Source organism: Micromonospora sp. L31 (assembly GCF_052068075.1).
GTDB classification, from domain to species: domain Bacteria; phylum Actinomycetota; class Actinomycetes; order Mycobacteriales; family Micromonosporaceae; genus Micromonospora; species Micromonospora purpureochromogenes.
In genome coordinates, this window is the sequence record NZ_JBQHDC010000001.1 from 1,235,561 (window position 1) to 1,255,612 (window position 20,052).

General features: G+C 74.2%; 20 protein-coding genes. 10 read left to right on the forward strand and 10 right to left on the reverse strand.

Features of this window, described 5'->3' with window-relative positions; translation table 11 throughout:
• Positions 1 to 639 carry an NAD(P)-dependent oxidoreductase gene (locus ACTMS9_RS06015; RefSeq protein ID WP_441144891.1) on the reverse strand — a complete coding sequence of 213 codons (639 nt, stop codon included), beginning with the start codon at positions 637 to 639 and terminating at the stop codon, positions 1 to 3.
• Positions 640 to 685: 46 nt separating this feature from the next.
• A complete protein-coding gene (locus ACTMS9_RS06020) occupies positions 686 to 1,918 on the reverse strand; it encodes a serine hydrolase domain-containing protein (RefSeq protein WP_441144889.1) in 1,233 nt (410 codons plus the stop codon).
• A 78-nt stretch (positions 1,919 to 1,996) separates the two neighbouring features.
• Between ACTMS9_RS06020 and ACTMS9_RS06025 the strand changes: the two genes are divergently transcribed.
• From ACTMS9_RS06025 to ACTMS9_RS06035, 3 genes are all read left to right on the forward strand, one after another.
• Positions 1,997 to 2,590, forward strand: coding sequence for a pentapeptide repeat-containing protein (locus ACTMS9_RS06025; RefSeq protein WP_441144887.1), 594 nt, complete (start codon positions 1,997 to 1,999; stop codon positions 2,588 to 2,590).
• Positions 2,591 to 2,799: 209 nt separating this feature from the next.
• A complete protein-coding gene (locus ACTMS9_RS06030; protein WP_441164349.1) occupies positions 2,800 to 3,687 on the forward strand; it encodes a hypothetical protein in 888 nt (295 codons plus the stop codon).
• A gap of 76 nt (positions 3,688 to 3,763) precedes the next feature.
• Positions 3,764 to 4,201 (forward strand): nitroreductase family deazaflavin-dependent oxidoreductase, encoded by a 438-nt coding sequence (locus ACTMS9_RS06035; protein WP_441164350.1) that lies wholly within the window; start codon positions 3,764 to 3,766, stop codon positions 4,199 to 4,201.
• A 136-nt stretch (positions 4,202 to 4,337) separates the two neighbouring features.
• Here ACTMS9_RS06035 and dacB read toward each other — a convergent pair whose 3' ends face one another.
• A complete protein-coding gene (gene dacB, locus ACTMS9_RS06040) occupies positions 4,338 to 5,921 on the reverse strand; it encodes a D-alanyl-D-alanine carboxypeptidase/D-alanyl-D-alanine endopeptidase (RefSeq protein ID WP_441164351.1) in 1,584 nt (527 codons plus the stop codon).
• 341 nt (positions 5,922 to 6,262) lie between these two features.
• Between dacB and ACTMS9_RS06045 the strand changes: the two genes are divergently transcribed.
• Positions 6,263 to 6,544, forward strand: coding sequence for an iron-sulfur cluster biosynthesis family protein (locus ACTMS9_RS06045; RefSeq protein ID WP_441144879.1), 282 nt, complete (start codon positions 6,263 to 6,265; stop codon positions 6,542 to 6,544).
• A gap of 1 nt (position 6,545) precedes the next feature.
• Here the strand turns inward: ACTMS9_RS06045 and ACTMS9_RS06050 are convergent, their stop codons facing one another.
• Entirely contained in the window at positions 6,546 to 7,640 is a 1,095-nt protein-coding gene (locus ACTMS9_RS06050) for a beta family protein (protein WP_441164352.1), read from the reverse strand.
• 164 nt (positions 7,641 to 7,804) lie between these two features.
• On the opposite strand from ACTMS9_RS06050, the gene ACTMS9_RS06055 reads away from it, so the two are divergent.
• Positions 7,805 to 8,383 carry an NADPH-dependent FMN reductase gene (locus ACTMS9_RS06055; protein WP_441164353.1) on the forward strand — a complete coding sequence of 193 codons (579 nt, stop codon included), beginning with the start codon at positions 7,805 to 7,807 and terminating at the stop codon, positions 8,381 to 8,383.
• Between the two features lie 36 nt (positions 8,384 to 8,419).
• Here the strand turns inward: ACTMS9_RS06055 and ACTMS9_RS06060 are convergent, their stop codons facing one another.
• From ACTMS9_RS06060 to ACTMS9_RS06070, 3 genes are all read right to left on the reverse strand, one after another.
• On the reverse strand, positions 8,420 to 8,878 hold the full coding sequence (locus ACTMS9_RS06060; protein WP_441164354.1) for a PepSY domain-containing protein: 459 nt from the start codon (positions 8,876 to 8,878) through the stop codon (positions 8,420 to 8,422).
• Positions 8,879 to 8,968: 90 nt separating this feature from the next.
• Complete coding sequence (locus tag ACTMS9_RS06065; protein ID WP_441164355.1) at positions 8,969 to 10,246, reverse strand: ATP-binding protein; 1,278 nt, start codon at positions 10,244 to 10,246, stop codon at positions 8,969 to 8,971.
• Positions 10,243 to 10,941 (reverse strand): response regulator transcription factor, encoded by a 699-nt coding sequence (locus ACTMS9_RS06070; protein WP_441164356.1) that lies wholly within the window; start codon positions 10,939 to 10,941, stop codon positions 10,243 to 10,245. Before ACTMS9_RS06070 ends, ACTMS9_RS06065 begins: the two co-directional genes overlap by 4 nt.
• 103 nt (positions 10,942 to 11,044) lie before the next feature.
• Here ACTMS9_RS06070 and ACTMS9_RS06075 point away from each other — a divergent pair, with 103 nt between their 5' ends.
• From ACTMS9_RS06075 to ACTMS9_RS06085, 3 genes are all read left to right on the forward strand, one after another.
• On the forward strand, positions 11,045 to 11,503 hold the full coding sequence (locus ACTMS9_RS06075; protein WP_441164357.1) for a septum formation initiator: 459 nt from the start codon (positions 11,045 to 11,047) through the stop codon (positions 11,501 to 11,503).
• Between the two features lie 293 nt (positions 11,504 to 11,796).
• Positions 11,797 to 12,189, forward strand: a complete 393-nt coding sequence (locus ACTMS9_RS06080; RefSeq protein ID WP_441144867.1) for a cupin domain-containing protein — start codon at positions 11,797 to 11,799, stop codon at positions 12,187 to 12,189.
• A 96-nt stretch (positions 12,190 to 12,285) separates the two neighbouring features.
• Positions 12,286 to 14,070: a glycoside hydrolase family 15 protein gene (locus tag ACTMS9_RS06085; RefSeq protein WP_441144865.1), complete on the forward strand. Its 1,785-nt coding sequence runs from the start codon at positions 12,286 to 12,288 to the stop codon at positions 14,068 to 14,070.
• Between the two features lie 71 nt (positions 14,071 to 14,141).
• On the opposite strand, the gene ACTMS9_RS06090 is transcribed toward ACTMS9_RS06085, so the two are convergent.
• Together ACTMS9_RS06090 and ACTMS9_RS06095 are read right to left on the reverse strand one after the other, a co-directional pair.
• Positions 14,142 to 15,335: a threonine synthase gene (locus ACTMS9_RS06090; RefSeq protein ID WP_441164358.1), complete on the reverse strand. Its 1,194-nt coding sequence runs from the start codon at positions 15,333 to 15,335 to the stop codon at positions 14,142 to 14,144.
• 14 nt (positions 15,336 to 15,349) lie between these two features.
• Entirely contained in the window at positions 15,350 to 16,396 is a 1,047-nt protein-coding gene (locus ACTMS9_RS06095; RefSeq protein ID WP_441144861.1) for a DNA polymerase ligase N-terminal domain-containing protein, read from the reverse strand.
• Between the two features lie 85 nt (positions 16,397 to 16,481).
• On the opposite strand from ACTMS9_RS06095, the gene ACTMS9_RS06100 reads away from it, so the two are divergent.
• A complete protein-coding gene (locus ACTMS9_RS06100; RefSeq protein ID WP_441144859.1) occupies positions 16,482 to 17,270 on the forward strand; it encodes an aldo/keto reductase in 789 nt (262 codons plus the stop codon).
• Between the two features lie 69 nt (positions 17,271 to 17,339).
• Here ACTMS9_RS06100 and ACTMS9_RS06105 read toward each other — a convergent pair whose 3' ends face one another.
• Positions 17,340 to 18,467, reverse strand: a complete 1,128-nt coding sequence (locus ACTMS9_RS06105) for a GH12 family glycosyl hydrolase domain-containing protein (RefSeq protein ID WP_441164359.1) — start codon at positions 18,465 to 18,467, stop codon at positions 17,340 to 17,342.
• A gap of 408 nt (positions 18,468 to 18,875) precedes the next feature.
• Here ACTMS9_RS06105 and ACTMS9_RS06110 point away from each other — a divergent pair, with 408 nt between their 5' ends.
• On the forward strand, positions 18,876 to 19,982 hold the full coding sequence (locus tag ACTMS9_RS06110) for an FAD-dependent monooxygenase (RefSeq protein ID WP_441145009.1): 1,107 nt from the start codon (positions 18,876 to 18,878) through the stop codon (positions 19,980 to 19,982).
• Positions 19,983 to 20,052 lie beyond the last annotated feature (70 nt).

The window sequence follows — 20,052 nt, forward strand, 5'->3', positions numbered from 1 at the left end:
TCAGTACGCGGCGGTGAACCGCATGTTCTCGAAGCGCGGGTTCTCGATCTCGTCGACGATGGCGACCGCCAGGTCCTCGTAAGTCAGCACCGAGCGGCCGCCCTCGTCGACCACCGGGTGCTCGGTGCCCGTGCGGTAGCGGCCGGTCCGCTCGCCCGGGTGGAACTCCACCGGCGGCGGGGACAGATACGTCCAGGTCAGCCCGTCGGCCGAGGACCGGTAGAGGGCGAGGGCGTCGGCCTGGCCCAGCGCCGCGTCCCGGTACTCGTCGGGGAAGTCCGGCTCGTCGAGGAGCGGCGTGTCGTTCGGCGTCAGCAGGGTCGCCCCGCCGCCGACGTGGATCAGCCGGGGCGGGTTCGGCACGTCCCGCAGGACGGTGACCAGGTTCTCCGCCGCGTCGCGCCAGAGCGCCCGCTCCCCGCCGCCGATCGCCACCACGATGACGTCGGCGTCGATGGCCAGCTCCCGGACGCTCTGCGCCGAGGTGGCGTCCCCGGTCACCACCTTCACCCCGGCGGGCAGCCAGGTGAGCGCCTCCGGGCGGCGGACCGCCGCCGTGACCCGGTGTCCCCGATCGGCCGCCTCCGTGACGATCCGCGAGCCCGCGGCACCGGCGCCGTACACCACGACGTTGCTCATGCCGTCCAGGCTATGGACCGGCCCGGCCGCTCGTCGGCGGAACGGCTCAGTCGACCAGGGCGGAGTAGACCAGCTGGCGCAGCTGCGAGCGCAGCGGGTAGGTGCTCGACGGCATCAGCTGGGTGAACAGCAGCGCGGTGATCTCCTCCACCGGGTCGACCCAGAAGGCCGTGCTGGCCAGGCCGCCCCAGTAGTACTCGCCGACGCTGCTGGGCACCCGGGCGGGCACCGGGTCCTGCACCACGGCGAAGCCCAGGCCGAAGCCGATGCCGTCCAGCACCGTCTCGGCGAACCCCTCCGGCTCGAACGACGCCAGGTCGCCGCCGCCGGGCAGGTGGTTGCGGGTCATGTAGCGCACCGTGCGGGGCGCGAGCAGCCGTACGCCGTCCAGCTCGCCGCCGCGCAGCAGCAGCTGGGTGAACCGGTGGTAGTCGGCGGCCGTGGAGACCAGCCCGCCGCCGCCGGAGAGGCAGTCGGGGCGGTTCAGCGCGGCCGCCCCGATCCGGTCGACGCGGACCGCCTGCCCGGTGCCGGGATGCGGGGTGTAGAGGGCGGCGAGCCGCTTGGCGTCCGGCTCGTCGACCCACCAGCGGGTGTCGGTCATGCCCAGCGGGGTGAGGATCCGCTCGGTGAAGAACGCGTCCAGGCGCTGCCCGGAGACCACCTCGACCAGCCGGCCCAGCACGTCGGTGGAGACGCCGTAGTTCCAGCCGGTGCCGGGCTGGAACATCAGCGGCAGCCGGGCCATCCCGGCCGAGGCGCCGGCCAGGTCCAGCCCGGCCGGCACACCCAGGTCGTAGCCGGCGGCGCGGTAGAGGGCGTCGACCACCGAGGTCTGCGCGAAGCCGTACGTCAGGCCGGAGGTGTGGGTGAGCAGGTGCCAGACCCGGATCGGCTCGATCGCCGGCACCGTGTACGGCTTGAGCGCCGAACCCTTGTCGAAGACCCGGACGTCGGCGAACTCCGGCAGCCAGCGGCTGATCGGGTCGTTCAGCTCGAAGTGGCCCTCCTCCCAGAGCATCATCGCCGCGACGGAGGTGATCGGCTTGGTCATCGAGTAGATGCGCCAGAGGGTGTCCCGCTCCACCGGCGCGCCGGCCTCCACGTCGCGCATGCCGTACGTCGAGGAGTGCGCGATCTCGCCGCGGCGGGTGACCACGATCTGCCAGCCGGCGAGCCGGCCGTCGTCGACGTACCGGCCGAAGTGTCGGTCGATGCGCGCGAGCCGCGCTGGATCGAAGCCGATGAGGTCCGGGTCGGTAGTACGTGCCACGCTCACGTCGCCGAACCTACTAGCCGGTACGCGGGCGGCGGAAGGCCCACCGCCGCCGTCGGTGCCGCCGCATAGGGTGGTGCGATGCCCGAGCCGACCGAGGACGTCACCTTCCGCCAGCAGGACTGGTACGCCGAGGAGCTGGTCGACCGGCACTTCGTGAACTGCGTCTTCCACGACGTGGACCTCACCGAGGCGGTCAGCCGGAACGCCTCCTTCACCGGGTGCACCTTCGGCAACGTGCGGTTCAACTCCTCCCGGCACGTCGACTCGGCCTTCACCCGCTGCGTGTTCCGGCGGTGCAACTTCTTCGAGGCGGAGTTCACCGGCTGCAAACTGGTGGGCAGCACCTTCGACCAGTGCGACCTGCGGCCGCTGCGGGTCGCCGGCGGCGACTGGTCGTTCGTCGCGCTGCCCGGGGCGGACCTGCGCGGGGTGAGCCTCACCGACGTGCGGATGCGGGAGGCGGACCTGACCGGGGCCAACCTGACCGGGGCGACGGTGACCGGCGTCGACCTCTCCGCCGCGCAGCTGCACGCCGTGCGGCTGGGCCGGGCGGACCTGCGCGGCAGCGATCTCACCGCGCTGGACCCGACGGCGGTCGAGCGGGCCGGCGCGGTGATCGACGCGGAGCAGGCGCTGGTGCTGGCGCAGGCGCTGGGCTTCGAGATCCGCTGATTCCCGGTGGGACGCGGCTGGCCCCGAACCGGACAGGCGGCTATAACTGACAGGAAAGTTTCCGTTACTACCGCTTGGTAACGAACTGGAAACGCCCCTGCCCCCGCAGGTGGCGCAAGAGGCCGTTCGGATGCAAACGTGAGGCGGCTCACGCAGCGACCCGCGACCGCCGCGCGGGCGCGACCGTGGGTGGGGAGAGCGGAGAAGCGGTGACGGACGACGAGCCGAGACGGACGGGGTTCGACCGGGGCCTGCGCACGGCACGCCGGATCGCCCGGCACCGGCACCGTCGTCGGTGGACCGTCGAGGCGCTGACCGCCGTCGTCTGCCTCGCCGCGCTGGTGGCGTACCTCAGCATCGATCCGAAGCCCGAGCCGCGCGGTGAGGGCGACGCGCTGCCCGGCGCGGCCTCCACGCCGGCCGGCCGCCCGACCGGCCTGCCCGGCCAGGTGACCGAGGCCGGTGTCGCGTCGCCGGGGCTGCGGCCCCGGCAGCGCCCGCCGACGCCCCCACCGTCGCCCTCGCTGACCCCGACGCCGGCGCCGAAGCCGACGCCGCCGCTGCTCAGCGTGGACCGGGCCGACGTGCCGGCCATGGTGGACCTGACCCACCTCGGCGCCCGGGACTGGGTGCACTGGGGGCTGCGCGGCCCGGACTCCGTGGTCCGCAAGCGCGGAGGCTCGGGCGAGATCCGCGACGAGGGCGGGCCGGGCGCGCGCAGCAGCTACGACACCGACCCGGAGCTGTTCGGCTGGCGCGACGGCGCCCCGGTGCAGGGCGAGGGCGGCACCTCGACCGGCATCCACACCTGCCACGTCGGCAACGGGTTCCGCCTCGCCGTGCTCGGCAGCGGCGAACTGCGCACCGTGCACCTCTTCGCCGGGCTCTGGATGGCCCGCGGCCGGCTCAATGTTCGGCTCTCCACCGGTGGCCCGACCAGCACCCTGCGCCTGGAGGACCCGCACACCAACCACAGCGCCCAGTTCGTCGTCCGGTTCCGGGTCGCGCCGGGGCAGAAGCTGCTGATCTCCTGGACCAACGAGGAGACCTTCAACGACTGCGGCAACGTCGCGCTGCGCGCGGTCGCCCTGCGCTGACCCGGTTCGCCGGCTCTGCGCGGCCGGCCGGAGTAGCGTGGGCGCGACGACGGCGACGAGGCGCGGGAGGCGGGCCGTGACAGCCAGCGAGCAGGTGCTGGACAGCCCCGAGGGCTGGGTGGCCGACCACATCCGACGGTACGTCGAGACCGGTGGCGAGCAGGGGCACGAGTGGCGGCCGGGCGTCTTCACCCTGCTGCTGACCACCCGTGGCCGCCGCAGCGGCAAGTTGCGCCGGACCGCGCTGATCTACGGCCGCGACGGCGACGACTACCTGGTCGTGGGCTCGCAGGGCGGCGCGCCCCAGCATCCGGCCTGGTACCTGAACCTGCTCGCCGATCCCGAGGCCGAGGTGCAGGTGGGCCCGGAGACGTTCGCGGTGCGGGCGCGGACCGCCGGGCCCGCGGAGAAGCCCCGGATGTGGCGGACGATGGTCGACATCTGGCCGGCGTACGACGACTACCAGACGAGGACCGACCGGGAGATCCCGGTGGTGGTGCTGGAGCGGGCCTGACGCAGCATCGTCCCCAGTGGCCAGCGGGTCGGGCCGGGCTACGACCCGCTCCGCGCCGTCGCCCGACTGCGGGAGGCCGCCGCCGGCTGAGCCGGATGGTGCGGGGCCCCGTCCCGGCGGGGCCCCGCACCCGTTCTCAGCAGGCGATCGGCTTCACCCAGGAGCACTCCAGCCCCTCGCGGGCGCGCGGCGCGTCGGGCGCCACCGGCGGCGCCACCCGCGCGGTGCTCACGCTCTTCTCGGTGTACGACGCCAGCGCGATGGCGATCTGGTCCTCCAGCCCCTTCACCGACGAGGCCAGGTAGTTGTTGAGCACCACGGAGAAGGCCAGCACCCGGCCGTCGGCGTCGGTGACGTAGCCGGAGAGGCCGGAGACCCCGGTCAGGCTGCCGGTCTTGGCGTGCACGTTGTTCGCCGCCGGCGTGTTGCGCATCCGACTCCGCAGCGTCCCGCCGACGAAACGCTCGGCGTTGCCGGCGATCGGCAGGGCGGCGTACCAGTCGGCGAACCAGGGCTCGGCGCGCACCGCGGCGAGCAGGGCGACGAACTCGGCCGGCGGGATGAGGTTGCGCCGGGACAGCCCGGAGCCGTCGCGCTGGCGCAGGGTGCCGGTGTCCATGCCGGTGTCGGCGACGTACTCGCTGATCGCGGTCAGCCCCGTCGACCAGGTGCCCGAGCCGGAGATGACCCGCCCGATCTCCTTGGTGAGCACCTCGGCGTGCCCGTTGTTGGACAGCTTCAGGAACGGCACCATCAGCTCGACCAGGGTCATCGAGTCGTGCCGGGCCACCGGTGCCGCGTCGTCCGGGGTGGCCCGGCCGAGCACGGTACGCCCGAGCACCCGCACGCCGTGGCGGCGCAGCGCGGCCCGGAAGACGTCAGCGGCGTACCCGGTCGGCTCCCAGACGGTCATCCAGTCGCTGGACGGCGCGTCGCCGACGGCGATCTGGCCGGTGACCACCACGGTGTTGGTGCCGTGCTCCCGTTCGAAGGTGATCGTGGTCTCGCCCTCGGCCACCGTCTCGGCCCGGTTGTCGATCCGCACGTAGCCGTTGGGCGGCGTCATGGTGACCGTCGGCGGCGCGCCCGCGCTCGTGGCCGGGGCGGCCTGCACGATCACGGTGCCGGCGTCGTAGTCGGTGTCCGGGGCGACGGTCAGCGCCGAGACCTGCGCAGCGTAGTAGTACGACTCGTCATCCCACGTCCAGTCCGGACCGAGCCGGGTGCGGTCGTAGCGGGTGTCGTCGGCGACCAGGTTGCCGGTCACCACCCGTACGCCGTCCGCGGCCACCTCGGCGGCGAGCGCGTCGTAGTCGGCGGCGAGCATCGTCGGGTCGCCGCCGCCGCGCAGGTAGAGGTCGCCGGAGACGAGCCCGGCCCGGCGCTGCCCGGTGGAGTGCACGTCGGTGGTGAACCGGTGCCCCGGGCCGAGCAGTTCCAGTGCCGCGGTCGAGGTGAGCAGCTTGGTGTTGGAGGCGGGGATCAGCCGGCGGTCACCGTTGCGGTCGTACAGGGTCTGCCCGGTGGCGGTGTCCACCACGACCACGCCCGCCTGCGCCCCGGTGAGCCGGGCGTCGGCGAGGATCGCGTCGATGGTGGCGTGCAGCCGGGTGGCCGCCGGGGTCGGCGACTCGGCGGTGGCGGGGAGGGCGCCGGCGGCGGCCACGGTGGCGGCGAGCGTCGCCAGCGCCAGACTCCGGGTAAAGAGACGACGATGCATGCGTCGACGCTGTCATGGAGATTTCCGCCAGGCAAGACTCCTCGCCGAAAGTTTTTTCCGGATCTCGGTCCTGGTGCGGCGGGGCGGCGGCTGACCGGTCCCGGCCACCTCGGTCCCAGCGTACGGTGCCAGCGGCGCTGAGGAGCGGAAACGCCGTAGGCGCGGGGGCGCTCCCACAGAGCCCGGTCTATTTGACGGACGCCCGCCCAGGGGGCACGGTGGGGGTGAGGGGGCTGCGCGATGCGCCCCGATTCGCCGGGCGACGACAGGTTCGCCATCAGGTGCGCGCTTCGCCACTCCGCGCGAGGCCCCGCTGCCGAGAACCCATGAGGAGTTCCGACATGCTCAAGATGACCGACAACGCCGTGATGGTGATCCGCGACCTCGCCCTCCAGCAGGACGTCGCCCAGGACGGCGGGCTGCGCATCGCCGCGGACACCGACGCCGGCTCGCTCACCATCGAGCTGGTGCCGGAACCGGCGCAGGGCGACAAGGTGGTCGACAACCAGGGCGCCCGCATCTTCCTCGACCCGGACGCCGCCGAGCTGCTCGAAGACACCTCCGTCGACGCAACCGTCGACGACGAGGGCATCGTGCAGTTCGGCTTCACCGAGAAGGGGTGACTCAGCCGGCCCGGCGCGCCTCGCCGCCCCGGTGCGGCCGGGTGGGACGTCCGCGTTCCTCCTCGCCGTGCCACGGGCCGGGGCGCTGGTCCCGGGCCGGCCGGGTCAGCGTGGCCAGCACGTGCGCCAGATGGTGCGACGTGCTCCACGCCGTCCAGTTGGTCGGCGAGCCCGCACCGGCCACCCGCCGGGCGCGGCGCAGCAGCTCGTGGTCGCCCCAGGAGAAGCCGGCCCCGGCCGGCGGCCAGTGCGGCGCCGCCACCAGCGTGCGGCACAGGTCGGCGAAGCGCTCGTCGCCCCGGCCGCCCCGCCGCGACCAGCGGTAGACCCACCAGGCGCCGTCCGCCGTGTACCGCACCGTGGGGAACCGGTCACCCGGCCCCTCCCCGGCGGGCGACGCGGCGGCGACGCCGTAGTCGCCGTACCCGACGCCGAGGTCGGCGAGGCGCTGCCAGAGCAGCCAGTCCCAGCGGTCCAGGCGTACCGGCTCGTCGGTGGGGAGGCGGGACAGCGTCGGCGGCATCCCGCCGGCCGCCACGGTCACCGTGCGCCAGGCGTGCCGGCGCGCCCAGTCCACCAGCCGCCGCACCCGTGGCTCGGTCACCCGCAGGTCGGCCGGGCAGCAGACGTCGCCGGCGTCGATGAGCAGGTCGCACTGCTCCGGCACCAGCCGGCCGTACCGCCAGATCCGCTCCGCCGCGGCGGTGGTCGCGTCCGGCCCGGCCCGGTCCTGGCCGGCCCGCAGCCGGACCACGGCGCGCCGGGCGTACGCCTGCGCCGCGACGCCGTGCGCCACCAGCCGGCGGTCGCTGTCGGCCAGCCCGATCACCGGCACCACCGGTACGCCCCAGCGGACCAGCTCGGTCTCCGGCAGCTCGGGCAGGGCGGAGACGTCGACCGCCGGGACGAGCCCGGCCGGCAGTCGGCCGAGCAGGTCGAGCGTGATCGGGTCGACTGTGGAGAGTTCGAGGACCGGAGCGAGCAGTGGAGCCACGGTGCCGTCCAGATGGGACAGCGCCTCCAGCTCGCCCCGCCGGCTGGCGAGGATGGGGTGGTAGACCGGTTCCGCCACCCGGCCCCGGTGGGCGGGCACCATACTTCAGCCTAGCCAGACATTCGCCTGTATCACAGGGTTGAACGGCCGGTGGTGACCGCAAACCGTTGCGGCCGACCGCCGATCGGCCGGGCCGAAGTCAGGGGTGGGCCGGCCGCTCGGGCCGTGCTTGACTGGCCGGTGCCGCCGACGGTGAGGAGCAGCCGATGCCGCAGGACGCCCGGATCCTGCTCGCCCCGGGGAGCACCCGGGCCGGGTCCACCAACACCGCCGCCCTGCGTACCGCATCCGCCCTGGCGGTGCCGGGGGTGACCGCCACGCTGTACGACGCGCTGCGGGAGCTGCCCGCCTTCGACCCGGACCAGGTCGACACGCCGCCCCCGCCGGTGGTGGCGCTGCGCGCCGCGCTCGCCGACGCCGACGCGGTGCTCTTCTGCACCCCCGAGTACGCCGGCACCCTGCCGGGCAGCTTCAAGAACCTGCTCGACTGGACGGTCGGCAACGGCGACCTGTACGACAAGCCGGTGGCCTGGGTGACCGTGGCCGCGCCCGGCCGCGGCGCCGGGGCGGAGCAGACCCTGCGGATGGTGCTGGGCTACCTCGGCGCCGACATCGTCGAGCCCGCCTGCGTACGCCTGCCGGTGCCCCGCGACGGGGTCGGCGTGGACGGGTTGCTGGCCGACGCGGAGCTGCGGACCGGCCTGGCCGACGTGCTGGGCCACCTCGGCGCGCACGTCGGCCGGGCCGTCGCGGTGCCGGCCTCCGGTCCGCCCGCCCGCCCCTGACCGGGCGCCGGCGGGCGGTTCGCCTTTGCTGCCGGCTCAGTCGTCGTCCCCGTGCCGGTCGCCGCCGTGGTCGTCGCCGCCCCGATCGTCCCCGCCGTGCCGCCGGTCGTCGTCGCCGGTCTCCGACCGGACGCGCAGCACCGCACCGGTGTCCCGGTCGACGTGGACGTCCCAGCCGGCGACGCCGGCCACCACCTCGACGCTCCACACCGGACGTCGGTGCTCCCGCTCGGCCTCGACGTCGACGACCCGGCCGCCGCCCACCGCGGCGACGGCGATCGCCCCGGCCCGATCCCGGTCGACCCCGACCGGCGTCGCCCCGGCGGTGGACGGGCTGTCGTCGGGCGTGGGAGCGTCGCCGACGTCCGTGACGGCGAGGGCGGCGCGCGGGGCGCTGTCCTGCCGGTCGGCGGCGGTGACGCCGAGGGCCGCGCCGGTCACCGCCAGCACCGCCACGCCACCGGCCGAGGCCAGGATCAGAGAGGTACGCCGCATGATGTCCACCTTCCGTCGGTCCCGTTCGCTGTCCTGCCGAGCATCGACCGGAGGCGGATAGCGGCGCGCTGTCCCGACGCTAAACGGTGGTTATCCCGGCGGTCGGCCCAACCGCAGGCGCACCACGGCCCCGCCGCCCGGCCCGGTGCCGAGTTCGAGGTGACCGCCGCCGGCCCGGGCCGCCCGGTCGGCGATGTTCAGGCCGAGGCCGGTCGACCCCGCCCCGCTGGACCCCCGCCGGGCCGCCCCGGCGGGTAGCCCGGGCCCCTCGTCGGCGACGGTCAGCAGCACCCCGTCGGCGTCCGCCGCCAGCCGTACGGCGAACGGGGTGCCGTCCGGGGTGTGCGCGAAGACGTTGCCCAGCAGGGCGTCCACCACCGCCGCCAGCTCGTCGGCCGCCACCCCGACGGGCAGCGGCCCCGACGCCAGCTCCAGGGTCACCCGCCGACCGGTGTCCTCGGCCAGCACCGACCAGAACGCCACCCGCTCGCCGACCACCGCCGCCGCGTCGCTGACCGCGCGGCCGGCGGCGGGCGAGCTGCGCCAGCGGGCCTCGCGGATCAGCCCGCTGACCGCCCGTTCCAGCCCGTCGACGGCCGCGGTGACCCGGGCCGCGTCGTCCGGGTCGCGCAGCGACTCCGCCTCCAGCCGCAGCGCGGTCAGCGGGGTGCGCAGCCGGTGCGACAGGTCCGCCACCTGCTCCCGCTCCTCCCGCAGCAGCACCTGGATCCGGCCGGCCAGGTGGTTGAGCGCGCCGGCCACCTCGCGCAGCTCCGCCGGCCCGGCCGGCTCGACCCGGGCGTCCAGCTCGGCGTTGGCCAGCCGGTGGGACACCGTGGACAGCTCGGTGATCGGACGGGTGAGCGAGCCGGCGAGCCGGTCGGCGACCACCAGCCCCACCACCACCAGGAGCGCGCCGAGCAGCGCCAGCACCGTCCACGCCCGGGTCACCCCGGCGGTCAGCTCGGCCCGGGGCACCACCGTGCGGATCACCGCCGCCCCCTCCGGCCGGCCCTGGACGGCGATCACCACCTCCCGCCCGCCGTCGGACTCCGCGGTCAGGCTCTGCCCGCGCGCGGCCAGCGCCACCGCCGGCGTACGCGGCGCGGGCGCGCCCAGCACCGTGCCGTCGGGCAGGAAGACGGTGACCGGCCGCCCCGACTCGGCGACGAGCTGCTCGACGGTGATCCGGACCGTGTCGAGCTCGGCGGTGCCGACCACCGGCACCAGGCTCTGCGCGTCGGCCGTCGCGCGCACGGTCGCCCGGTCCTCGGCCACGGTGCGGACCAGCAGCGCCAGCGGCACCAGGAAGGCGATCAGGGTGAGCACGCTGACCGACGCGACCAGCAGGGCCAGCCGTCGTCTCACCCGACGGTCCCGGGCGGCGGCGCCAGCCGCACGCCGACGCCCCGGACGGTGTGCAGGTAGCGGGGCTGCTGGGCGTTCTCGCCGAGCTTGCGGCGCAGCCAGGACAGGTGCACGTCGACGGTCTTGTCGGCGCCGCCGTACGGGATCCGCCACACCTCGGTGAGCAGCTCCCGCTTGGTCACCACCTGCCCGGGCCGGCCGGCCAGGTGGTGCAGCAGGTCGAACTCGCGCGGGGTCAGCTCCACCGGGACCCCGTTCAGGCTGACCTGGCGGGTACGCGGGTCGATCCGCAGTCCGCCGACCACCAGCGCCGGGTCGGCGTCCCGGTCCTCCGGGGCGGCCCGCCGCAGCACCGCGCGGGCCCGGGCGTCCAACTGCGCCGCGGTGAACGGCTTGACCACGTAGTCGTCCGCCCCGGCGTCGAGGATCCGGACGATCTCCCGCTCGTCGTCGCGCGCGGTGGCCACGATGACCGGCACCGAGCTGACCGCCCGGAGCATCCGCAGCAGCTCGGCGCCGTCCAGGTCGGGCAGTCCCAGGTCGAGCACGACCAGGTCCGGCCGGTCCTCGAGCGCGTCCCGCAGGCCGGTCAGGGCGGTGGAGGCGGCGGCCACGGCGTGCCCGCGGTCCCGCAGCGCGCGGATCAGCGGCGTACGGATGGTGAGATCGTCCTCGATCAGCAGCAGGCGGGCCACACCTGGCAGGCTAATCCGCGCCCCCGCTGCCGGCCGCCCGCCGCAACCCTCCCTTAACCCTGCCCTGGGCGCGCCGCAACCCGGCGTCCGGCAGACTCGGGGCATGCCCGGTCGCCCCCTGCTCGCCGTGCTCGGTTGGCTCGCCACCGCGGTCGCCGCGCTGCTCATCGGCCTGGCGGCGATCCGGCTGGTGGGGGAGAGCATCAGCGGCACCCCGGGTGGCGTACGCAGCCAGGGGGAGGTGCGGGCGCTCGCGGCGGGGCCGCCGTCCGCCGCCGGGGTCACCCCGCCGGCCGCCGGCCCGACACCCTCCGGCGGCGCCGTCACCTCGGCCGCGGGCGCGCGTCGGGTGCTGGCCGCCACCGGCGGGACGGCGGTGGCCGAGTGCGGACCGTCGGGGGTGCGGCTGGTCTCCTGGGCACCGGCGCAGGGCTACCGGGTACGCGACGTCGACCGGGGCCCGGACGAGCACGTCGAGGTCCGCTTCGCCGGCCCGGAGGGCGAGGACGAGCTGAGGGTGGTCTGCGTCGGCTCCCCGCCCGTGCCCCAACGCCGCCACTGAGGCATAACCGCAGGTCAGAGGCGCGCCCATGGTCGGCCCTGACGTGAAAGCCCGGACACGGGCGCACGGCGCCGCCCGACCCCTGGGTCGTCACGTCGCCGCGCTCCGGCCGTCTCCCACCACCGCAGCCCTTCGGCGGTACGCCAGCGGGGACCTGGCTCGACAGCCGCGCGTACGCAGCCGTCAGTGTGGTCGATGCCCGTTGCGCGGGGCGGCAAACCTCGGGCGGGTGGGGAATTCCACCATCTGACAGTCCCGGCGTGACGGAGGCCCGGGCCGGGTATGAGCGCGCCATGAAGCATTTCACGATCGCGACCGTCGCCCAGAAGAGCCCGGACTTCCGCCGGGTGCTCTGGACCGGTGAGAAGACCCAGCTTGTGATCATGACCATCCCGCCAGGCGGCGAGATCGGTGAGGAGGTGCACGACGGGATCGACCAGATCCTGACCTTCGTCAGCGGTACCGGCGAGGCGCGGGTGGCGGGGGAGACCAGGGAGGTCGTCCAGGGCGACCTGGTGGTGGTGCCGGCCGGCACCAAGCACAACTTCGTCAACACCGGGCCCAACCCGCTGGTGCTCTACACCGTCTACGGCCCGCCGGAGCACGCCGACCAGGTGGTGCACCGGACGAAGGAGGAGGCCGACGCGGCGGAGGCGGCCGGCGAGGACGAGCCGCCGACGTCCTGACCGCCCCGGCGGCACGGTCCACGGGCCCCGCCGACCGGCCCGCCCGGCCGGCCCGTTGACCGGCCTGAACCCGGTCGGTCCGGGTACCCGGGGCGGGTGGACCAGCCGCCGATCTCCGACTACGGGTTCCTCTCCGACTGTCGCTCCGGTGCGCTGGTCGGCCGGGACGGCTCGGTCGACTGGTGGTGCCCTGACCGGTTCGACGCGCCGTCGGTCTTCGGCCGGCTGCTCGACCCGGACGCCGGGTACTGGCGGCTGGCGCCGCTCGGGCCGTCCCGGGTGGAGCGCGCGTACCAGCCGGACACGCTGGTGCTGCGGACGGTCCACCACACCCCCGAGGGGAGCGTCGCGGTCACCGACGCGCTCGCCGCCGAGGTGGGCGCCCGCGGTCACCAACTGGGCATGAACTCCCCGGCGGTGCTGCTGCGGGTGGTCGAGGGGCTCGGCGGGCGGGTCCGGATGGGGCTGGACTTCGCGCCCCGCCCCGAGTACGGCCTGCTCACGCCGTACCTGCACGAGAAGCCCGACGGTGCGGTGGTGGCCGTCGCCGGCCCGGTGGCGCTGACCCTGCGCAGCAACGGGCCGGCGCTGCGCGCCGGGCGGGACCGGGTCCGCCAGGAGTTCGAGGTCACCGCCGGGCAGTGCGTCGGCTTCGATCTGGCGTACGCGCCGGTGCACGGCGACCGGCCGGCCCGGGTGGACCCGTTGACCGCGCTCGTCGAGACGGAGCGGGCGTGGCAGGCGTACCGGGGGCTGCACCACTACGACGGTCCGTACGCCGAGCAGGTGCGCCAGAGCGCGACCGTACTCACCGGTCTGACGTACGCCCGCAGCGGCGCGGTCGCCGCCGCGCTGACCACGTCGCTGCCGGAGCGGTACGGCGGCGACCGCAACTACGACTACCGCTACTCCTGGCTGCGCGACTTCGCGATGACGATGCGGGCGCTCTGGGTGGCCGCCTGCCCGACCGAGCCGAACCGGCTCTTCGCCTGGGCGGCCCGCGCGATCGGCCGGATCGGCGACGAGCCGGTCCCGGTGCTCTTCGGCCTGGCGGGGGAACGGGACATCTCCGAGCGCGAGCTGGTGCACCTGCGCGGCTACGCGGGCAGCCGCCCGGTGCGGGTCGGCAACGACGCCTGGCGGCAGCGGCAGCTGGACGTGCCCGGTGAGGTGATCTCGGCGGTCTGGCGGCTGCACGATTACCTCGGCGAGACCTTCGACGAGGAGCTGCGCGAGATGGTCGTCGGGCTGGCCGAGCAGGTCGCCGCGACCTGGCGGTTGCCGGATCACGGAATCTGGGAGACCCGGGACGCCGAGCGGCACCACCTGTCGTCCAAGGTGCTCTGCTGGTGCGCCCTGCACCGGGCGGTCCAAATGGCGCCCCGGCTGGGTGAGCGGGCCGACCCACGGCGGTGGGCCGCGATCCGCGACGAGATCCGGGACACCGTGCTGCGCGACGGCTGGAACGACCGGGTCGGGGCGTTCACCGGGGTTTTCGGGTCGGCGGAGCTGGACGCCTCGGCGTTGCTGCTGCCGATGTCGCAGTTCCTGCCCGCCACCGACCCTCGGATGCGCGCCACCATCGACGCGATCGAGCGGGAGCTGGGCGGCGACGACGGCCTGGTACGACGGTGGGGCACCGACCCGGCCGGTTTCGTGCTCTGCTCGTTCTGGCTGGTCGAGTGCCTGCTGTTGGCGGGCGAGGAGGGCCGGGCCCGGCGGCTGTTCGAGCAGGTGCTCGGGCACGCCAACGACCTCGGGCTCTTCGCCGAGCAGGTGGACCTGCGTACCGGCGCGCAGCTGGGCAACACGCCGCAGGCGCTGTCGCACATCGGGCTGATCAACGCGGCCTGGCGGTTCGCGGACCTGAGCTCCGGCTGAGCGCCGCGACGAGATCCTGCAACACTCCTGCAACCGCCAGGCATTGACGGTGCTCGGCCGGCCCGACCGGGTCAGGCCGCCACCACGGGTACGCCGGAGACGTCCACCGTCTCCGGGTACTTCAGCCCCGCCCCGGTGTTCAGCACCACCACCCGCTCGCCGGCCCGGATCCAGCCGCCGGCGCGCAGGTGCCGGGCGGCGGTCAGGCAGGCCGCCCCCTCCGGGCAGAGCAGCAGCCCCTCCCGGCAGGCGAAGTCCCGCAGGTCGGCCAGGATCTCCGCGTCGTCGACGGCGAGCGCGGTGCCGCTGCTCTCCCGCAGCGCGGCCAGGATCAGCTCGTCGCCCAGCGGGGCGGGGACGGTGATGCCGAAGGCGACGGTGTGCGCGTCCGCCCAGGGCTCCGCCCGGTCCTGCCCGGCGGCGAACGCCCGCACCACCGGGGCGCACCCGGTGGACTGCACCGCGACCAGGCGAGGCAGCTTGTCCTCCACCCAGCCCAGCTCACGCAGCTCGTGCATGGCCTTGTGGATGCCGATCAACCCGACCCCGCCGCCGGTCGGATAGATGATCACATCGGGCACCTGCCAGCCGAGCTGCTCGACGATCTCGTACCCCATGGTCTTCTTGCCCTCGAGCCGGTACGGCTCGCGCAGCGTGCCCGCGTCGAAGACCGTCCCGCCCGAGTCGGCGACCAGCTTCGCCACCCACCGGCCGGCGTCGCTGATCAGCCCGTCCACCAGGCGCAGGTCCGCGCCCGCGGCCAGGCACTCCCGCCGGCAGATGGTCGGCGCGTCCAGCGGCATGGCGATGGTCGCGCCCATGCCCGCCCGGGCCGCGTAGGTGGCCCAGGCCGCCCCCGCGTTGCCGTTGGTCGGCATGGCGATCCGCTCGACGCCCAGCTCCCGGGCGCGGCTCACCCCCACCGCCGCGCCGCGCGCCTTGAACGACCCGGTCGGCGTCAGCCCCTCGTCCTTGACGATCAGGTCCGGAATGCCGATCTGCGCCCCGTACGCCGGCGCGCGCAACAGCGGCGTCCAGCCCTCGCCCAACGTGGTGACGTGCCGCTCGTCGGCCACCGGCAGCACCTCGCGGTAGCGCCACAGGTCGGCCGGGCGCAGGCCGAACCGCTCCGGCGTCACCGCCTCGGCCACCGCCGCGAGGTCGTAGCGGGCCAGCAGCGGCGAGCCGCACCCACACAGGTTGGCCGGTCGGTCGGCGTCATGCTCCCGTCCGCAGCGCGGGCACTCCAGGTGGGTCAGGTACACGATGCTCCTCGCCGTCAGCCTGGCTCGATGCTCAGCCAGCGGCGGCTGCGTCGGCCCGGCTCGTAGACCGAGTCCAGCCGCTTGGCCACCACCCCGGGCAGCCCCTGCCCGCGGGCCGTGTCCAGCGCCTCGGCGCCGGTGCCGGGGAACCACGGCGGAGTCTGCCAGTGCGGCCCGGCCAGCGCCAGACCGTCGAGCAGCTCCCGGCGCTGCGCGTACGGCACGTCGAGGCTGGCCACACCCTCCAGCCAGAGCAGATCGAAGAGCAGGAACTGCGCGTCGGCGGCGGCCCGCTTCGGCCGGGCCGGGCGGACCCGGCCGGCGGAATCGATCCGGACCAGGACCCCGTCCAGCACGGCCTCCGTCGGGGCCAGCGCCTCGGCCATGTCCCGCAACCAGGGGTACGCCCCGGTGACGTCCTCGTCGGTCTCCGACAGCAGCCGCAGCCGGCCGCCGGAGACGTACGCCATCGCCCGCACGCCGTCCCAGCGCAGCTCGTAACCCCACTCCGAGCTGTCGCCGGGTAACCGGCCCGACGGGGTGGGGTGCATCGGGCGGACCAGCTCCGGCATGCTCGTCCAGCCGGGCGGGGGCGGGTCGGTACGGCGGACCATCCAGTCCCGCCCGTCGCGGCCGCCGGTGGCGAAGAGGACGTACCGGCCGCTGGTGCGCGCGCCGTGCAGCACCACGATCACCTCGTCGTCGCGCCACTTCTCGCACTGGTAGGTGCCCCGGTCGTGCACGGTCATCGTTCCGCCGCCGTACTCGCCGGCCGGGATCTCGCCGTGGAAGTCGAGGTACTCCATCGGGTGGTCCTCGGTGTGCACGGCCAGGTGGTTGCGCCCGGTGTCCCGGGGCAGGCCGCGCGGCACCGCCCACGAGGCGAGCACCCCGTCGCGCTCCAGCCGCAGGTCCCAGTGCAGCGCGCGGGCGTGGTGCTGCTGGATCACGAACCGGGCCTCGCCGGCCCTCCGCCGCCGGCGCGGCCGCTCCGGCGGCACCGGTTCCGGGGTACGCGCCGCGTCCCGCTTGCGCCGATACTCCTCCAGACGGTCCGCCACACCGGCATTCTCCGGCAAACCGCCTGGCTCCGCCGGTTGCCCGGTTCCGGGCATGTCACCGGCGATCACGGGTAGAACGGTCGGTATGGACCAGCACCTCGACCAGCCCACCGCGCTGCTCCCCGGCGACGTCCGGATGCCGCTGCTCGGCTTCGGCACCTGGCAGGCCAGCGGCCAGGCTGGTTACGACGCCGTGCTGGCCGCCCTCGACGCCGGCTACCGGCACATCGACACCGCCACCATGTACGGCAACGAGGAGGAGGTCGGCCGGGCGATCAAGGAGAGCGGGCTGCGCCGCGAGGACATCTTCATCACCACCAAGCTGCCGCCGGACCGGGTGGGGCGGGAACGGGAGACCATCGAGGCCAGCCTGCGCGCGCTCGACACCGATCACGTCGACCTCTGGCTGATTCACTGGCCGCCGTCCTCGCCGGCCGACAGCATCCCAGTGTGGCGGGAGCTGCTGGCGGCTCGGGACGAGAACCTGACCCGGGCGGTCGGGGTGAGCAACTACAGCACTGCGCTGATCGACGAGCTGATCCAGGCCACCGAGGAGAACCCGGCGGTCAACCAGATCCGCTGGAGCCCGTCGCTGTACGACCGGCAGCGCCACGTCGAGCACCGCGACCGGGGCGTCGTGCTGGAGGGCTACAGCCCCTTCAAGACCAGCGACCTCTCCGATCCGGTACTGACCCGCATCGCCACCGCGCACGACGTGTCGCCTGCCCAGGTCGTGCTGCGCTGGCACATCGACCACGAGATCGTGGTCATCCCCAAGTCGGTCACCCCGGAGCGGATCAGGGCCAACGCCGATATCTTCGATTTCTCGCTGACGGCCGAGGAGATGCGCGACATCGACGCGCTCGGCGGCTGACCAGTGGACGCTTCAGCAGGTGGGAAGGGGCGTGACCGAGTGGTCACGCCCCTTCGGTCAGCTGGAACGTCACGCCCGTGAGCAGGCCACCCCGTTGAGCGAGAAGCTGGTCGGCGACGAGTAGGCGCCGCTCAACGTCCCCTGATACCCGAAGTTCGCGGTACCCCCCGGCGCGATCGACCCGTTGAAGCCGACGTTCCGCGCACTCACCGCCGACCCGCTCTGCGTCACGGTCGTGTTCCACGCGTTGGTGACCTGCTGCCCGGCAGGCAGGTTGTAGGTCAGGTTCCATCCGTTGATGGTGCTGGAGCCGCGGTTGGTGATCGTCACGTCGGCGGTGAAGCCGTTGTTCCACGAGTTCGGCGTGTACTTCACCGCGCACCCGCTACCCGTCGGCGGGTTGGTCGGCGGAGGAGTGGTCGGCGGGGTGGTGGAGCCGCCGCCGTTGACGCTGGCCGAGAAGGAGGTCACCCCGAGCCCGGCGCCGCCCTGCCACGGCTCGAAGCCGGCCTGGATGCTGGTCAGGTACCAGCTGCTGGTGATCGCGCCGCGGTTCTTCACGTCGTTGATGAAGTCCAGCACGCTGAAGTTCATGCTCGTGATCGGCGACGGCGCGACGTACGAGATGACGTTGTTGGAGCCGTTGCTGCCTCGCCAGACCTCCCAGGTCCGGCCGACGACGGTGGTCGTCCCGACCGGCGAGCCGATCGGCTGGATCGGGCCCTGGCGGTTGAGCCAGATCATGATCTCCATCTGGTTCACCCCGTCCTTCTTCGGCGTCGGGTCGAGCCAGATGTCGTACGAGGCGTTGTAGATGGCCCCGCTGACGTACTTGTAGCTGATGCTGCTGGTGGCGCTGCTGATCTGGCTGACCTGGATCGGCAGGTTGGTGCCGGGGGAGCAGTTGGTGTAGTGGCAGCCGAAGAAGACCGACGGGTACGCGGTGGGGGCGCCGTTGGTGGGGTTGCTGCCGTTCTGGGTCGTGATCTCGAAGCCGGTGCTGGTGACGTTGATGCACTGCTGGGCGGCGGTGCCCCAGCGGTTGTTCTGCACGACGTACCGGTTCTGGATCACGGTGGAGCCGAACTGCTCGCAGATCTGGGTGTCGGCTGAGGCCGTGCCGCCGAGCGCGACGGCGACCAGCGATCCGGCGGCCAGCAGGCCGGCGGCGGCGATGGCGCGGAGTGGACGTTTCATCATGCTCCTCGAGATGCCGGCGTGGGGGCGCCGGATGGGACGGGGGAGAGGCGCGGGAGCGCTCCCATATCATTCGACACATTTACATGTCTGCAACAGGAGTGCAACCGGACCGGCTGCCTGAACCCGACCCGGACGGCGGAGGGCGCTGCGGTGGACCTTCGACGCCGCTTCCGCATCGCGCCATCGCGAGCCGGCGAAGCCGCAGCTCAGTCGGGAGTGGGAGGCGTCGGCGTACCGGGGGATGGCGGGTCGGCCAGGCGGTGACGTGAATCGTTTACACGAATGGGAGCGTGGGTCCGACGAGCGGTACCGCCAGGGCCGATCAGGCCTACCGTGTGTCGATCGCGCGGAGTAGTGTCTTGCCTCCAACGCGTGCCGATCCCCCCTCCGGAGGCGTACACCACCATGGGTGGCTCCCCCCTGCGCATCCTTGTCGTCGGCGCGGGCATCGCCGGTCTAGCCGTCGCCCGGGCGCTGCGGATGGCGGGTTTCCGTCCGGACGTCACCGAGAAGCTGCCCCCGAACGAGCTGGTCGAGACCGGTCTCTATCTGCCCGGCAACGCCGACCGCGCGCTGCGCCGGCTCGACCTGGACGGCCCGGTCCGCCGGCTCGGCCAGGTGATCCACCGCCAGCGCTTCCTGGACGCGGCGGGCGAGCCGCTCTGTGAGGTGGATCTCGACGCGCTCTGGTCCGGCGTCGGCGAGTGCCGGGCGTTGCTCCGGCGCGACCTCTACCAGGTGCTGCTCAGCGGCGCCGGCGGCGCGGTGCGGCACGGCGCCGAGGTCAGCGCCGTCGAGCTGCTGCCGGCCGGTGTCGGGGTCACCTTCACCGACGGCACCGGCGGCGAGTACGACCTGGTGATCGGCGCCGACGGGCCCCGTTCGGCGGTGCGTTCCCTGGCCGCGCTCGGCGGGCCGCCCCGCCCCGCCGGGCAGGTGGTCTACCGGGGCGTGGTGCGCGACGGTCCGGAGATCGCAGAGTGGACGGCCCTGCTCGGGCAGCGCGCCGGCTTCCTGGTGGTGCCGATCGGCGCGGGCCGGCTGTACTGCTACGCCGACGAGGCCGGCACGGTCGTCCCGGCCGATCCGGACGCGCGGCTGCGCGAGCTCTTCGGCGAGTACGGCGGGCCGGTGCCCGCGGTGCTGGACGCGCTGCGCGACGTCCAGGTGGGGCTCACCGACGAGGTCGAGCTGGGCCGCTGGCACCGCGGGCGCGTGCTGCTCGTCGGCGACGCCGCCCACGCCACCGCGCCGACCCTGAGCCAGGGTGCGGCGATGGCGCTGGAGGACGCGGTGGTGCTCGCCGAGTCGCTGACCGCGGCCGGCAGCGTCGAGGCGGCGCTGGTGGCGTACGAGAGTCGCCGCCGCCCGCGTACCCGATGGGTGCGGGACCGGACCCGCGACCGCAACCGGACCCGGGACGTCCCGCCGGCGCTGCGCGACCCGCTGCTGCGCGGGCGCGGCGGTCGAATCTTCCGCGAGCACTACCGGCTGCTCGTCGACCCGCTGTAGAGCGGCCCTCCATCCTGCCGCACCACCCCGAGCGGCGCACCCACCTGCCGGGGACTATCCTCCTTGCGGA